This window comes from Paenibacillus sp. KS-LC4, assembly GCF_036894955.1.
Lineage (GTDB): Bacteria > Bacillota > Bacilli > Paenibacillales > Paenibacillaceae > Pristimantibacillus.
The window spans coordinates 4,890,476-4,906,036 of the sequence record NZ_CP145905.1 but is presented as its reverse complement, the minus strand read 5'-3'; the positions used below and the strand labels follow the sequence as shown (position 1 = coordinate 4,906,036).

Here is a 15,561-nt window from a genome sequence, read left to right as displayed (position 1 = left end):
CGGCCTATGAGGTTTGGGCAATCGATTAAAACGAAGCTGATCATCGGCTTTATGGGCGTGATGCTCCCAATTGTCGTATATATGCTTATTAACAATATGTATGCGAAAACAATTGTAAGGGAGAAGGTTTCGGAGACGTATCGCAATACGCTGGATATTTTCGGCGGCCAGATGGATCAAAATCTGGAGGAAATCAATGAATATTTGTATCAGATGTCGGTGCTTGATTCCGATGTTGGCCTGCTCACCTCGTTTCCGGTGGACAGTGATTGGTATATGCTCACGAAGGTGCAGATCGATTCCAAGCTGAACCGGGACGTTGGCGTGTACAGCTTGCTGGACAGCATTTTCGTCTATCATGAGCGGGACATTATATTTGGCACGGATAATGCGGTGTATGAGGATGCTCGGCAAATCATTAAAAAAAACATGCTCCAGATGACGAAGGGCGGCCAAGCGCGGTACAATGATCCCGAAACGTGGGAGGTCAAATTTGACGAGCGAATGCCCGGGCATTATTTTCTCATTAACTTTATTGAAGTCAGAGATGGGCTCTACGTCGGCGGCATCATTCGAGTGATGGATTTGGAGCGGCTGCTGGCGATTCAATGGAGCGATGGCGACATCGGCAACAATGGCATTTATTTGCGTGATGCCAATCAGTCTGCCCAGGCATTAACGGAACAGGCGCCGCAGCTTCTCAGTGGAAAGTCTGCAGGAGCTGCGGAGTCGCCGGGGTCCGTCGTCGATCCGAAAACGAAAGAGTCGTATTTGATGCTGAACCGCGACAGCAAATTGGCTAATATTGTGTATCGGGTGCTTGTGCCGGAACAGACGCTGCTGAAGAGCCTCATTTTTTTCCAAAATGCAGCCTTGCTTGCGCCGTTCGGCTTTCTGCTGCTGCTGGGCATTTATTTGCTGTTTATGCGCAATATGCTGTTCAAGCCGCTTCGCGAGCTGATGCTCGGAATGAAGAAAATCGCCATCGGCCAGCTCGATGTCCGTCTTGAGGCCAAGCAGTCGGGGCAGTCGCTGGAGTTTGCTTTTCTCGGCAACACCTTCAACAAAATGGCGGAGCAAATTACGACGCTCAAAATTGACGTTTACGAGGAGCAGCTGCGCGCCAAGCAAGGAGAGCTTCGGCAGCTGCAAGCGCAGATCAACCCGCATTTTTATATGAACAGTCTAAACATTGTTTATAATTTAGCGGCGCTGGGCGATACGGAATCGGTGAAGAAAATGTCTCTGCATCTCGCCGATTATTTTCGCTTTATTATGCGTTCGAACCGCGACATGATTTTGCTCAGTGAAGAGCTGGATCATATCGACAACTATATAACGATTCAAAAAATGCGCTTTCCGGACAAGCTGCATTTTACCTATGACGTGCCGGACTATGTGAAAAACTACAAGGTCGCGGCGCTGATTGTGCAGCCTTTTGTGGAAAATGCCATTATTCACGGGTTCAAAAATCGCCGGAAGCCATTCCTCATTCATATTGGAGTGGAGACGCAGAAGGACGGCGGATTTTATTTGACGATTACCGATAACGGAACGGGCTTCGCGGAACCGGTTTTGGAGCAGCTGCAGCGCAAAATCCCGCTTGTTGAAGGGGAGACAAGCAGGCTCGGCATTATGAACGTCATCCATCGGCTGCGATTAATTTATGGCGAACGGGCGGCTATTACGTTCAAAAATATAGAAGAAGGCGGCGCTGCCGTTACCATTCGATTCCCGGTGGGGGAAGAGGAGCTAAATTCGAATGTATAATTTGCTAGTTGTAGATGATGAGGATATTGCCGTTCGCGGCATTGTGCAGGGCATTAATTGGTCGGATGTGCCGATAGGCCAGCTGTTTACCGCCTGCGATGCCGAGGAAGCGAAGGAAGTGCTGCTGCAAGAGAAGGTGCATATTGTGCTATCGGATATTGATATGCCTGATTTGAACGGCATTCAGCTATTGGAGTGGGTCAATGAGCATTCTCCTTCCTCCGTCACTGTGTTTTTGACAGGCCATGCGGATTTCAAATACGCGCAGCAGGCGGTGCAGCTCGATTGCTTTGATTATTTGCTGAAGCCGGTCGATCACGAGGTGCTGAAAACCTGCATTCATAACGCGATTGAGAAGGTAGTGGAGCAGGAGGAGCTTGAAGAAATTCGCAGCACCTACAGTCATTATTATGAGCAGTGGAATAAGCAGCGCCCTGCGCTTATTGAGCGTTTTTGGCAGGATATGCTGCATTACCGGGTTTCTGCTGCCCCCGTGCACTTGGACTCTTCAATGGAAACGTACGGCATACCGCTGCGCGCGGATAGCGAAATTCGAGCGGTGCTGATTAGCATCGAGCATTGGCGGGAAGAATGGTCAGCGCGCGATGAGGAAATTATGACCTATGGGGTGAAAAATGCAGCGGCCGAGCTCGTTCTAGGCGGCAAGCCCGGACATATTGTGCATGACGGAAACGGAATTTTGTATGCTCTCTTCTATAGTAATGAGGAAGACGAGCAGGCGATTGCCGAGCGCTGCAATCATTTTATTCAGCAGGCACGTGGTCTGCTGCATTGCCAGCTGTCTTGCTATATCGGCACCGCGACGGTGGCGCAGCAGCTTCGCGGCAGCGTACAAAGGCTGCTTGATCTGGAGCGCAGCAATGTGAATGCGGCTTGCGCCGTCATTCTCGAAAGCAGCCAGATCGGCCAGACGGCGAGCACATCGGTAGCCTCGCAGCCGCTGCCCTTCACCGATTGGGCGATGCTGCTTGCGCCGGGAAAGCGGGCAGAGCTGCTGCTGCGAATCGACGAGCATTTTGACCATTTGCAGCACAGCAACGGTGATTATACGCAGCTTGCCTCATTTTATTTCGGCTTTATGAACATGGTATTCCAGTGGCTCGGCAAGCAGGGGGTCGCTATAACGGACGTGTTCGCCAAGCGTGAGTGGGAAGCCGGCGAGCAGGTTATGAAGTCGCTGCCGCGCATGCGCAGCTGGACGCATCAAGTATGCATGCAGCTAACCGATTATGCCGGAACGGCTGGCAAGGACGTATCGCAGGTCGTAGCCAAGGTGCAGCGTTATATGGAGGAGCACTTGGACGAGCAGTTCAGCCGCGAGCATGCGGCGGAGGCTGTCTATTTAAATCCGGCGTATTTGTCGCGGCTGTTCCGCCGGGAGACGGGGCATTCGCTGACGGATTATCTCGTCAAAATGCGAATCGCCCGCGCCCGGGAAGAGCTGGAGAAGACGAATACGAAAATTAGCGATATTGCGGTTATGATCGGCTATTCGAACTTTTCCCATTTTTCCAAGCTGTTCAAAAAAGAGACGGGCCTCACCCCGCAGGAATATCGTAAAAAGGTTCAGCATATTTAAATAAGTCATTATAGCGTTAATACAGTCACGGAGCCGATAGATGAGAGGCTCCGTTTTTCATTACAATTTAAACATAGAGAGGGATGGAGAAAGGATGAAAATATGACGCTCGCTACTAACATGAGAAGATATTGGATCTTCTATGTCATGATGGCTCCCGGAGTATTGTTTTTGATTTTCAACAACTATATTCCAATGCTAGGAACCGTCATCGCATTCAAAAATGTCAATTACTCTGATGGGATTATTAATAGTCCTTGGGTCTGGTTCGACAATTTCAAGTATTTGTTTAAAACATCAGACGCCTGGATTATTACGAGAAATACGCTGCTTTACAACATTTCGTTTATTATTTTGAACATGATTGTGCCAGTTGCATTTGCGATTATGCTCAATGAGATGAAAAACAAGCTGATGGCGAAGTTTCATCAAGCGGTCATTTTCCTCGCTTATTTTTTATCCATGGTTGTAGTCAGCTACTTGGTGTACGGATTCCTGCATGATACGCATGGCTTCATTAACACTTCTATTATGAAATGGCTTGGACTTGAGCCGCTGCAATGGTATTTCGAGACAAAAATATGGCCGTTCCTGCTGCCGATTATTAATACGTGGAAAAATGTCGGTTATTACACCGTGCTTTATTTGGCGGCTATTATCGGCATCGACGACGAATATTACGAAGCGGCAACGATAGACGGCGCAAGCAAGTGGCAGCAAATTAAAAGTGTGACGATTCCGCTGCTTATGCCAACGATTATCGTACTTACGCTGCTGCAAATTGGCCGGGTATTCTATGCGGATTTCGGTTTGTTCTTCCAAGTGCCGCGCGAGTCGGGTCCTTTGTTCCCGGTAACGAACGTTATTGATACGTACGTTTACCGAACCTTTATTGCAATGGGCGATATTGGCTTATCGTCAGCAGCGGGGCTATACCAATCGTTGGTTGGCTTCATACTCGTATTCCTGTCGAATTGGTTCGTTCGAAGAGTCGATAAGGACAGCGCATTGTTTTAGAGTATGGATAAAAACGGGAGGAAACAAACATTATGCAAACTGAAATGAGCAAATCGGGTTCGAACCCGTTCAACGCGATTTCGCCTACAGCGAACACGATTATCAACATTGGGTTTATGCTGTATACGATCGCTTGTCTGCTGCCTATTCTTCTAATTGTTATGGTATCACTATCGAATGAGCAGGATGTGCTGACGAAAGGCTACAGCTTCATTCCGAATCAAATCGATTTTACAGCCTATAAGTTTCTGTTTACGGATTGGCAGCAAATTTTGCGCTCTTACGGCGTGACGATCTTCGTAACGATTGCCGGTACCATTCTCAGCCTCATTATTATGGCGCTGTATGCGTATCCGATTTCGCGGACGGACTTTCCGCATCGCAAGTTTTTCACCTTCTTCATTTTCTTCACGATGCTGTTCAACGGCGGGCTTGTACCTTGGTATCTCGTTTACGTGAACATGCTGAATTTGAGGGATAACATTTGGGCACTTGTGCTGCCGCTGCTCGTCTCTGCGTTTTTCGTGCTCGTCATTCGCACGTTTTTTCAGTCGACGATTCCTGTAGCGATTCTCGAAGCGGCCAAAATCGACGGAGCGAGCGAGATGCTCATATTTTTCCGTATCGTCACGCCGCTTTCGCTGCCTGTGCTGGCAACTGTTGCGCTCTTCAGCACCGTCAACTACTGGAATGATTGGTTCCTCAGCCTCGTCTTCATAACCGATGACAAGACGCTGAGTATTCAATATCTCATGTACAAAATGCTGCTCAACATTCAGTTTTTGGCGAGCAACAGCAACGCGGCATCAGCGATTGCTGCGGCAGGGGGCACCGTCTCCTTCCCGAATGAAACGGTGCGTATGGCTATGGCGATTATGGGTATTGGACCAATCGTATTCGCTTATCCTTTTTTCCAGAAGTATTTTGTAAAGGGTTTGACCGTCGGTGCTGTAAAAGGCTGACGGCAGGCTCTGCCTGCTAAGGGCTGTAACCGGACGAATGCCGGTGCAAGCATAGATTTATCATTTTTTTGGGGAGGTCAATGGGAATATGAGTAGAACAAATAAGGGAGTGCTTGGCGTTACCACCACGATGCTCACTTTTGCTTTATTGCTGAATGCTTGCTCCAGCGGCAGTGGTGCGACGAATGGAAATGCTTCACCAAGCAATGCAGGGGAAGCAGCAAGCCCGGCAACATCCGAAGCAGCAGCGAGCCCAGAATCAACACCAGCAGATAATGGAGCTGCGGCCTTGGAGCCATATACGATTAAACTCGTGTATACAGGAGCGCCACAGGCGGATGAAGCAAAGGTAGAAGCGAAGCTGAACGAATATTTAAAGGATAAGATCAATGCTTCTATTGATTTAATGCCGATCGATTGGGGTCCGTGGGATGACAAAATCAATCTAATGATCGCTTCGCGTCAAAAGGTTGATATTATTTTCACAGCCCAATGGAATAAGCATGCTGTTAACGTTGCGAAGGGCGCATTCATAGAGCTAGGCGATTTGCTCAAATCAGATGGCCAAGATATTTTGAAAACGCTTGATCCTGTATTCCTTGAAGGCGCGAAAATCAACGGCAAAAACTACGGCGTTCCAACGAATAAAGAGCTTGCGGCGCAAGGCGGCATCATTTACCGCAAAGACATTGCCGATGAACTGGGCATTGATATGACCGCAGTAAAAACGATCGCTGATCTTGACAACGTATACAAGGTTGTAAAAGAGAAGCACCCGGAGTTGACACCGCTTTATTTGAAAGACGGCGAGACGTTCAACTCGCATTATTTCGGCAATTATGACGCACTGGGCGATACGTCGATCCCGGGTATTATTTTGAAAGACGAAGAGGGCACGACGGTTAAAGCTAATTATGATTTAGCCCGTTATGTGGATACGCTCAAGCTGACTCGTGACTTTTTCAAAAAAGGCTACATCAACAGCGACGCAGCAACGAACCAAACGATGAACTACGATGCTATGAAAGCAGGCAATGTGTTCTCGATGACTTCGTCGCTGAAGCCAGGCAAGGATAAAGAGCTTGAGAACCAAACGGGTATGACAGGCAAGCTTGCACAGCTGGAGCTGAATACGAAGACGATTGCTACTTCGGAAACAGCGGGTTCCATGCTCGGCATTTCCTCCACTTCGGAAGATCCTGCCCGCGCTATGATGTTCATCAATTTGCTTCACTCGGACAAATATGTCAACAATCTGCTTAACTTTGGTATCGAGAATGATCACTATACGAAGGTAAGCGATGAAGTGATTAAGTCCACTGATAATACGAAAAACTACAACCCAGGCGCAGCTTGGATGTTCGGTAGCCAGTTCCTGAACTATGTATGGGATACAGAGGACCCGAACAAATGGGAGAAATTCAAAGAGTTTAACCAAAATGCCAAGGTTTCCCCTGGACTTGGCTTCGTCTTCGACGGTGAGTCTCTGAAAGCGGAAATCGGCGCAGTTGTCAACGTCGACAAGCAGTATTTGACGGCGCTTGAAACAGGCTCGGTGGACGTCGATAAAGTATTGCCGGAATATGCAGCGAAGCTGAAATCCGCAGGCATCGAAAAAATCATTGCTGAGAAGCAAAGCCAGTTTGACAAGTTTTTAGCCAGCAAATAAGGTGGATCAAGCATTCAAGCAAAAATGATTTCGTCGTCCTTCTAGGACGAATGAAAAGCTTTGACGGAGAATTATAAGCGGATATAAGGACGAAGCTTATAAATTCTTCTATTAAAAAATGCCGGCACACAACGTAATTCAAGCAAGCGGGCAGCCTCCTCAGGTCGAGGGGGCTGTCCGCTTGTTTTTGCATGAAAACCGCACTAAGACTGCGGTACGGCATAGCTCCCCGACCAAGGTCTAGTGTAAAAACAGCCGCAAGTCCATTTTAGAAACATGCAAAACAACCTACAATAAGTACATAAGCAGCACAGCAACAAACGAAACACATAAATGCAGGAAACAAACGATTGGGCACGGCAGCATTTTACATCTCCCTATATGAAAGGCGGTGACAAACAAATGGCAAATCAAAAGCTACTAGGTGTTATCCTAGCGTTAGTCGGAGGCTTCATCGTACTGAAATTTCTCGGCGTACATCTTGGTGGATTAATCGGCTTCCTGTTCCCTTTCATTCTAATCGGCTTTGGTGTTCTTGGCTGGAGCAACAATAAGAAATGGATCGGCGGCATTCTCATAACGATCGGCTCACTCGCCGTTTTTGCAAAGTTTTCAGGCTTGATCTTGCTTGTTCTCGCTGTTGGACTCGTCGTTTACGGCATTTCGCTTCTGAGAAAAAGCAGCTACCGCGGTTACTAATTAAAAATAGATGGATACTGAGGAGGGAAGCCAATGAGCATTATGCGTAGAGTTCGCGATATTACGGTTGCTACACTAAATGAACGTTTGGAGAAAGCAGAGGATCCCGTCAAGTTGATTGATCAGTTCCTCTGGTCAACAAGGGAAGATATATTGCAGGCGGAACGCTTGTATGAGCAATATACAGGTCATACTAACCACCTGAAGATTCAATGGCTGCAAGCTGAGCAGCAGAAGGAAAAGCGTGAGCAGCAAGCGATGACTGCCCTAAAGGCAGGCGAGGAGCATCTGGCAAGACTGGCGCTTCACGAGAAGGCAAGCAGCGAGGAGCGTGCAGCGCAATATCGCGAGCTGTATGAGCAAAGCAGATCGAATACGCTTGGGCTTGAAGAACAGCTTCGTGAAATGCGCAGTGAATACCAATCGGTTTATGATAGACGTGAATATTATGCAGCAAGAATGGAATCGCTGAGATTGCAGCAGCGAATGAATGCACGGTTTAGCGGGATTGGCGAGCAAGGCGCGCAGCCTGGCAGTATGTTTAGAAGGCTTGAAGACAGCATCAGCAACATGGAGCTGGAAGCAAAGAGCCTGCACGATTTGCGCCGAATGGGCAGAGAGTTTGCTGTTGAGGCAGGCCATTCGATTCAATCGGCAATCGAGCAAGAGTTGGAGCAGCTCAAAAGGAAGCTGCAGAAGGAGTCCTGAGTGATATGAAGAAACTATACCGTTCTTCGCGAGACAGCAAATTATTCGGCTTATGCGGCGGGATTGCCGAAGCCTACAATATAGATGCAACACTGCTCAGAATTTTACTCATCGTAGTGACCATCTTCTCGAGCGGAATCGTCATTTTCATCTACTTATTGGCTGGTCTAGTCGTACCTAAAGAGCCTCCTTATTATAATGGCGGCTTCGGAAACGGCTATGGAAACGGCTATGGAAATGGTGGACCAGGATCACAAGGCAATGGCTACGGTTATGGAAGCGGCGGTGCTGGTGGCAACCAAAGCTTCGGCTCGCAATTCCAAGGCTCGTTCACGAAGGGCCCACAGCAGCAATGGAACGGTCAAAATGCACCGACAGCACCAAGCCCATCCTCGTCACAATTTGACAGCATGTTTGAGGATTTGGAGAAAAAGGCACTTCGCAAAGAAATCGAAGAGTTACGTACAAAACTAGCCAAATACGAGAAGGGAGAGTTATAATTATGGGAATCTTTAAAAGAATGAAAGACATGACGAAGGCATCGGTGAATGAGGTATTGGACAAAATGGAGGATCCGGTTGTAATGCTCAATCAGTACCTGCGTGACATGGAAGCGGAAATTCATTCAGCAGAGGTAACAGTAGCGAAGCAAATCGCCAACGAGCGCCGTATGAAGCAGCGTTTGGAGGAGGCGGTTCGCAGCACAGCTGACCGTGAGTCTAAAGCAGAAGCAGCTATTCGCAATGATCAGGAGCAGCTTGCTCGCAAATTGCTGGAAGAGAAATTGTTCTTCGATCAAAAAGTAATCGAGTACACGGATCTGTATGCTCAATCCAAATCGCAAGCAGAAGAGCTGACTCAGCAGCTGCATGCTTTGAAAGATGAGTTCTACCAGCTTCGCAACAAACGCAACGAGCTTGCGTCCCGTGCTCAAGTCGCGAAAGCGCAAAAGCATATTGCTCAAATGACGACTACGAATACCATTGATAAAGGTACAGCTTCCAGAGGTTTTAACCGTATGGAAGAGAAAATTTTGCAAATGGAAGCGGAAGCGGACGTATTGCGCTCACCGTATTCCTACAGCGGCACGGCTGCACCTTTTAATGCAGTAGAAGCTGAAAAACAGCTTAAAGTGGATGAGCAGCTGGATGCGCTCAAAAACAAGCTGAAGCTGGATAAAGCACCGCAGGAATAATAGAATTCGCAGGATGAGAAGAGAGCGGACCGGGCAACCCGGTCTGCTCCTTCTTGCTTGTCGTTTAAGGAGTGAGCAGGTTGGCCGAAGAGAAGCCCTTGCAAGGACAGCAGCCTACTACGCAGCAGCAGCAGGATCAACGGTTTCGGCCGATGAATCAGCAGCAGAAGCAGAGCGGACAGCATAATGGAAGGGAAGCAGCCAATCGGCGCAAAAACCTAACGGAATCCTTCCTCTGGCTGCTGATTATACTTAGCCTCGCCGTTATTATGCTGCAGGGCATCGGTTATGTGAACTTATATACGCTGCAGGCGAAATGGGCGGTTATTGGGCTCGCTGTTACGGGGGTGGCCATGGCGATTGTAGCTTTAAACAATTATTTGCAAAATTCGAAGCTGCGCGAGGTCATTAAGCGACTTACCGAGCAGCAGCTTAGGCGAAACTATCCGGTGACCATTGATTCAGCTGAACATGATGAGCATTCGGAAAGCTTAAAGCGTGAGGATCAGGACGACGCATGGACGGAGAAGGTAAAATTTTCTGCGGTCATTGAAGAGCGGCAGCGACTTGCGCGTGAGCTGCATGATGCAGTTAGCCAGCAGCTGTTTGCCATTTCGATGACAGCAACGGCTGTTAGCCGCACGATCGAGCGGGATTGGGAACGGGCGCGTCGTCAGGTGCAGCTGATTGAAGAGATGGCTGCCGTGGCGCAGTCGGAGATGAGAGCGCTGCTGCTGCATTTGCGGCCTGTACATCTTGATGGGAAAAATCTTGCGCAAGCCCTTACGCTGCTCGTTGGAGAGCTTAAGGAAAAAGTGCCGATGACCATTGAATTGTCCCTCGATGATTCCATAGCGTTGAAGCCGGCTGCGGAGGATCATTTGTTCCGCATTGCTCAGGAGGCATTGTCCAATACACTGAGACATGCCAAAGCGGATACAATGGATATAAGGCTTTATCGGGAAGAGGGAGCTGTCTGCATGCTGCTACAGGATAGCGGCATAGGCTTTGATTTGGAGCAGAAGAAGAAGACTTCCTACGGGCTGCTGACGATGGAGGAGCGGGTTAATGAGATTCGCGGCAAGCTGCATATGTCATCAAGGCAAGGGGAAGGTACGCTGATTCATATTACGGTGCCGCTGGACATAAATGGGTAAAGAGTGAGCAGGATGAAAGTGGGGAGACATGTGGAGTCGATGGAGCAATTAGCTGTACCTGTTAAAGTGCTGCTGGTAGATGATCACGAGATGGTGAGAATCGGGCTTGCTGCCGTATTGGACACCGAGGATGGTATTGAAGTAGTCGGTGAAGCAAGCAATGGGTATGACGGTATACGGATGGCACAATCCTATAAGCCGGACGTTGTGCTGATGGATTTGGTGATGGATGGCATGGATGGCGTGGAGACGACAGCGAAGCTGCTGGAATTGTACCCGGATTGCAAGGTCATCGTTCTTACGAGCTATCTTGATGACAGCAAGCTGTATCCGGTCATTGAAGCGGGTGCGTTCAGCTATCTTCTGAAAACATCTCGCGCTAATGAAATTGCGGATGCGATCCGTGCGGCTGCACGCGGGCAATCGGTGCTGGAATCGCAAGTAGCTGCCAAGATGATGAGTCGTATGCGCCAGCCTAAGCAGCCTGTCGCAGCCCCGCTGCATGATGATTTGACCGACCGCGAGATGGATGTGCTTAAGCGTGTCGCACAGGGGATGTCAAATCAGGAAATCGCGGATGAGCTGTTCATTGGGGTGAAAACCGTGAAGTTTCATATTACGAACATTTTCAATAAGCTTAACGTTGATGACCGGACACAGGCTGCCATATACGCACATAAGCAAGGAATTGCCGATTAGCGGCAATTCCTTGCTTATTTTTTGAGGAATTATAGGTTGAAAATGAACGGATGCAATTTATGGATTAGCCTTCATTGTTCAATAGCAATCCGCTTCGAGGTAGCGGATAATGCATTTTCATCGAGCTATAGTAGGTGGCGTATGGCTGTGTGCGCTCGGTATTATTTTTCAACAGATCGGTTGTCCGGATTTCGTCGCCGCTGAGCGACAAGGCTTGCAGCAGCGTCGTCATTAGCCCATAGGGGCCTAGAAGCTGGCGATACAAATGCTGGCCCGACAACGGGTACTCGCGGTAGATGGAGGCAGTAATGGCTGGACGCAGCATCCAGCGGCTTGTGACGTCATCGCGGATGAAGCCAACTAGCGCCGAAGCATGATGGTTCATGGCCTGCTGCGCACGATCCCATAGCGATGGCTTAATGTAGCGGGCTACCTGGACGAATGCCTGTTGCAGGCGATTTATGACGCCCGTCAGCTTCGTCAACTGCTCGACAAGGCAGCGCTCGTTGAAATCATTGAGGATTTTGAGAGCAATGACCTGCACCTCTTTGTGGGCTTGTCTATATTGCTCGAGCCAGACGGCCGCATGGCCGGCAGCTTCGCGATAAGGATCATTCCAGTCAAAATCGTGCTCGGGAGGCCGTTGAAATTCCATATCCCTGTAAGGATAACTGGCGTAAGGCGATATGCGCTGTATAGGCTCGAAGACAGCTCTCCGGTTTGTGCGTTCGATAGGGCGGATGGACATTTCAATAACCTCCTTAAATCGGATTCTTTAGCTAGCATAAGGGATGATAGCTGCAAATACTGCTGAAAATCGCTGTCGAATATTGGTTTATTAAATGAGCAGGAACAAAAAGGCGATCAGGGCGAGGTCGATGGCGAACGCACCGCCAAACGGCGAATAATACCCTGGGTTATAATTATAATAGTAGGGATCATAAGGATAGGCTTGGGTTTGTGCGACTTTATCTTTTGCCTCAGGGGATTTTTTGCTTGCTTTGCCCTTGGGCTTGCCTTTGGCCTTACCGGCTTTAGGTGATTCAGCTTCGGCCAGCGTCTGCGCGCCAGGCTCTTCATTCAGCGTAAGCTTACCGCCCCGGCAGTGGCTTAATATGCCGAAATGCTTTGCGCCATCGTGGGTTACTATGCAGACGGGCATTCCGCAAAAACGTGATATGACGCTTTCTTCAAGGGGATAAATCTGTTCCATGTATGAATTCCCTCCTATTAGGCTTTATGCTTTTGCAAGCAGTATATTCACCTAAAGGCGGATGTGTATGGATGTTTACCCAGTTGAGAAGAAAACAGCCTATCTACTATAAATTCCCCTTTTTCTGCCTAAATCAAACAGCAATCGCGATTTTTTACGAACGGCAGTTGGAGGCGTAAGGCTAGAGTCTCAAGGAAAGGCAGGCAAAAATAAATATATCGTTCCTGTTCTTTTCTGGAATTTCATGTAAAATGGAAGCGTTACCCATCATTTGGCAGGTTATGCAGGCCAAGGAGGCTGATGTGAGCGATGACAAAGCTGAGCAGGTACACGGAACAGGAAAAAATAAAACGGCGCAGCCGGATCGGCGTGCTGGCAGCCGCAATGGTACTTATTTTTGGCGCGATATGGGCACTCGTTAATCAGGATAAGCTGACGACGGAAGGACAAGCGGAGGGCAGCCTGCTTCAGCATGACATGAAGCAAATTTGGAGCTGGAGCGATGGGCTGCTGGAGTCCGGGGCATCTGGTGCAGGCTGGACGCTGCGCTGGTACGCGAGCGGAGAGGCTTCTAAGCTGCGGGAGCAGCTATTTCCACGCTATGAAGGCGATGCGGAAGGGGAGCTTAGCATCCTGCTGCCGGAATTTGGCGGCAAGCTGTCCTTGAGCGTTACGGCGTCTGCGGGGGAAGGGCAGCAGCAGATGCTCGTGCTTTTTTCCCCAGAATCAAGCAAACAAGCGGATCAGCGTAAGCTGCTTTCAGCTATTGATCATATTGAGTCCGCTATGAGAAGGACAAATATTTCTTATGATGGAGGAATAACCATCAGAGGCTTGACAGAATATAATAATGTAGCGGAGCGGCTTGCGCAGCTTGCGGCTGCTCAAGCGGTGGATCGGTACGATGATGCCGGGACGGTAAGCGAAAGCTTTTTCACTGGAGGACTTAAAGCTTCTGTAAATACTGGCGGCAAGGAGGCGAATATGCAGGTTGCGGTGCATAAAGGAACGGATACGGGAGAGCTTGCGGTCGTAATTGGAATCCCGCTGATTTCAGGCGATTACAGCGCCTCGCAATAGATGAAATATTGTGATGAAATCAGGATAAATAACGATCGGTATTAGTTTTTTTTATGGTGGATTGCGTAGCAGTTTCAGGATTAATATGTTAAACTACATACCATGTAAAGACGTATAAAAATTCATAGGAAAGAATGAGGAATATGGAGCAAAATACGAATCCCGAAACGCTACCGCCGCAAGGCGCTGTATATTACTTGTTTGGAGCAACAGGCGATCTAGCTAAGCGCAAATTGTTCCCTGCCCTGTTCAGCTTATATAAAGAAGGAAAATTGTCTGAAAAATTTGCGGTCGTCGGCCTTGCCCGCAGACCTCGCACGAACGAGCAGTTCCGTTCGGATGTTTATGATTCTATCGTAGAATTTTGCCGCTACAAGGCAGATGATGCGGAGCTTTGGAATCGCTTTGCCGAGCATTTCGAATATATGTCGCTCGATATTAATACGGTGGATGGCTTTCGCGAGCTGAACAAGCTTTCGGAGCAACTGGAAGCGAAATTTGATATTCCAGGCAACCGCTTGTTCTATTTAGCTCTAGCGCCTGCGTTGTTCGGGCCGGTGTCCTTCAACCTGCGGGACGGCGGTCTGCTGGATTGCAAGGGCTGGAGCCGCGTTGTAATCGAGAAGCCATTCGGCTACGATCTTCCATCCGCACAAAAGCTGAACGACCAGTTGAGCCAAGTGTTCAAGGAAGAGGAAATTTTCCGCATTGATCACTATTTGGGTAAAGAAATGGTGCAAAATATTCAGGTTATTCGTTTTGCTAATGCATTTTTCGAGCCATTGTGGAATAATAATCATATCGCTAATGTGCAAATCACGCTGTCGGAAACGGTTGGCGTAGAGGATCGCGGCGGTTATTATGACAAATCCGGTGCATTAAGAGACATGGGTCAAAACCATATGCTGCAAATGCTCACAATGATTGCAATGGAGCCGCCTAGCCGTCTGCATGGCGAAGATATTCGCGATGAGAAGGTTAAAGTGCTGCGCTCGCTGCGCAACTACAAATCAAGCGATGAGGTTCGCGAGAACGTCGTTCGCGCTCAATACAGCGAAGGCACGGCTCGCGGCAAGGAGCTGACGGGCTATCGTCAAGAGGATTCTGTTAATCCGGAATCTACCACGGAAACGTATTTCGCTGCTAAAGTAGCGGTAGACAATTTCCGTTGGGCTGGCGTACCGTTCTACATTCGTACAGGCAAACGCCTGCCGGTGAAGACGACTGAGGTTGTTATTGAATTCAAGTCGATGCCGCAAAACGTCTTGTTCGCGCAGCGTCATGATCTTGCGCCGAATTTGCTCGTTATTCGGGTTAACCCGATGGAAGGCATCTACATTAAAGTCAATGCCAAGACGCCGGGTGCTGATAATTCGGTACAGCCCGTGGCTATGGAGTTTTGTCAAAGCTGCCAGATCGGCCTGAATACGCCTGAAGCGTATGAGCGTCTGATCCACGATGCGGTGCGCGGCGATTCTACGTATTTCACTCGTTGGGATGAAGTCGCTCAGGCATGGGAGTTTGTTGACAAAATCGCTCAAGCATGGGGCGAGGACAAGAAGGATCTTCAGTCTTATCCTGCTGGCTCATGGGGACCAGAAGCGGCGGATAAGCTGCTTGCAGAGGATGGCTTCCACTGGTGGCCGGTAAATGGACAGGACGAGGACAATGTGATTTGGATTACGAACAGCAGCAAGTAAGCAGCAGGCTGGACGTCAATTTCGCATAATTTCAAATGAAGATATTCCACAGCAGCGCACCGCCTTTAGGCCGTGCGCTGTATGAATGAAGG

Annotated in this window: 15 protein-coding genes; 13 read left to right on the top strand and 2 right to left on the bottom strand. The window is 48.8% G+C overall.

Features of this window, described 5'->3' with window-relative positions; genetic code table 11:
- The first annotated feature begins 6 nt into the window (after positions 1 to 6).
- The 11 genes from V5J77_RS20790 (at position 7) to V5J77_RS20740 (ending at position 11,476) form a co-directional block, all read left to right on the top strand.
- Complete coding sequence (locus V5J77_RS20790; protein ID WP_338552744.1) at positions 7 to 1,770, top strand: histidine kinase; 1,764 nt, start codon at positions 7 to 9, stop codon at positions 1,768 to 1,770.
- Positions 1,763 to 3,370, top strand: coding sequence for a helix-turn-helix domain-containing protein (locus V5J77_RS20785; RefSeq protein ID WP_338552743.1), 1,608 nt, complete (start codon positions 1,763 to 1,765; stop codon positions 3,368 to 3,370). Before V5J77_RS20790 ends, V5J77_RS20785 begins: the two co-directional genes overlap by 8 nt.
- A gap of 102 nt (positions 3,371 to 3,472) precedes the next feature.
- Positions 3,473 to 4,387 (top strand): ABC transporter permease subunit, encoded by a 915-nt coding sequence (locus tag V5J77_RS20780; protein ID WP_338552742.1) that lies wholly within the window; start codon positions 3,473 to 3,475, stop codon positions 4,385 to 4,387.
- A 32-nt stretch (positions 4,388 to 4,419) separates the two neighbouring features.
- Entirely contained in the window at positions 4,420 to 5,349 is a 930-nt protein-coding gene (locus V5J77_RS20775; RefSeq protein ID WP_338552741.1) for a carbohydrate ABC transporter permease, read from the top strand.
- A gap of 88 nt (positions 5,350 to 5,437) precedes the next feature.
- On the top strand, positions 5,438 to 7,018 hold the full coding sequence (locus V5J77_RS20770) for an ABC transporter substrate-binding protein (protein ID WP_338552740.1): 1,581 nt from the start codon (positions 5,438 to 5,440) through the stop codon (positions 7,016 to 7,018).
- Between the two features lie 402 nt (positions 7,019 to 7,420).
- Positions 7,421 to 7,717 carry a hypothetical protein gene (locus V5J77_RS20765; protein WP_338552739.1) on the top strand — a complete coding sequence of 99 codons (297 nt, stop codon included), beginning with the start codon at positions 7,421 to 7,423 and terminating at the stop codon, positions 7,715 to 7,717.
- A gap of 33 nt (positions 7,718 to 7,750) precedes the next feature.
- On the top strand, positions 7,751 to 8,425 hold the full coding sequence (locus V5J77_RS20760) for a PspA/IM30 family protein (protein WP_338552738.1): 675 nt from the start codon (positions 7,751 to 7,753) through the stop codon (positions 8,423 to 8,425).
- A 5-nt stretch (positions 8,426 to 8,430) separates the two neighbouring features.
- A complete protein-coding gene (locus tag V5J77_RS20755) occupies positions 8,431 to 8,925 on the top strand; it encodes a PspC domain-containing protein (protein ID WP_338552737.1) in 495 nt (164 codons plus the stop codon).
- A gap of 2 nt (positions 8,926 to 8,927) precedes the next feature.
- The gene (locus tag V5J77_RS20750) at positions 8,928 to 9,620 is read left to right on the top strand and encodes a PspA/IM30 family protein (protein ID WP_338552736.1); all 693 of its coding nucleotides are present in this window, start codon (positions 8,928 to 8,930) and stop codon (positions 9,618 to 9,620) included.
- Between the two features lie 80 nt (positions 9,621 to 9,700).
- On the top strand, positions 9,701 to 10,777 hold the full coding sequence (locus V5J77_RS20745; RefSeq protein WP_338552735.1) for a sensor histidine kinase: 1,077 nt from the start codon (positions 9,701 to 9,703) through the stop codon (positions 10,775 to 10,777).
- A 39-nt stretch (positions 10,778 to 10,816) separates the two neighbouring features.
- Positions 10,817 to 11,476 carry a response regulator transcription factor gene (locus tag V5J77_RS20740; RefSeq protein WP_338556963.1) on the top strand — a complete coding sequence of 220 codons (660 nt, stop codon included), beginning with the start codon at positions 10,817 to 10,819 and terminating at the stop codon, positions 11,474 to 11,476.
- A gap of 64 nt (positions 11,477 to 11,540) precedes the next feature.
- Here the strand turns inward: V5J77_RS20740 and V5J77_RS20735 are convergent, their stop codons facing one another.
- Together V5J77_RS20735 and V5J77_RS20730 are read right to left on the bottom strand one after the other, a co-directional pair.
- Positions 11,541 to 12,224 (bottom strand): hypothetical protein, encoded by a 684-nt coding sequence (locus tag V5J77_RS20735; protein ID WP_338552734.1) that lies wholly within the window; start codon positions 12,222 to 12,224, stop codon positions 11,541 to 11,543.
- 90 nt (positions 12,225 to 12,314) lie between these two features.
- Entirely contained in the window at positions 12,315 to 12,689 is a 375-nt protein-coding gene (locus V5J77_RS20730) for a hypothetical protein (protein ID WP_338552733.1), read from the bottom strand.
- Positions 12,690 to 12,998: 309 nt separating this feature from the next.
- Here V5J77_RS20730 and V5J77_RS20725 point away from each other — a divergent pair, with 309 nt between their 5' ends.
- Together V5J77_RS20725 and zwf are read left to right on the top strand one after the other, a co-directional pair.
- Complete coding sequence (locus tag V5J77_RS20725) at positions 12,999 to 13,769, top strand: YwmB family TATA-box binding protein (protein WP_338552732.1); 771 nt, start codon at positions 12,999 to 13,001, stop codon at positions 13,767 to 13,769.
- Positions 13,770 to 13,912: 143 nt separating this feature from the next.
- The gene (gene zwf / locus V5J77_RS20720) at positions 13,913 to 15,469 is read left to right on the top strand and encodes a glucose-6-phosphate dehydrogenase (protein WP_338552731.1); all 1,557 of its coding nucleotides are present in this window, start codon (positions 13,913 to 13,915) and stop codon (positions 15,467 to 15,469) included.
- Positions 15,470 to 15,561: the final 92 nt, after the last annotated feature.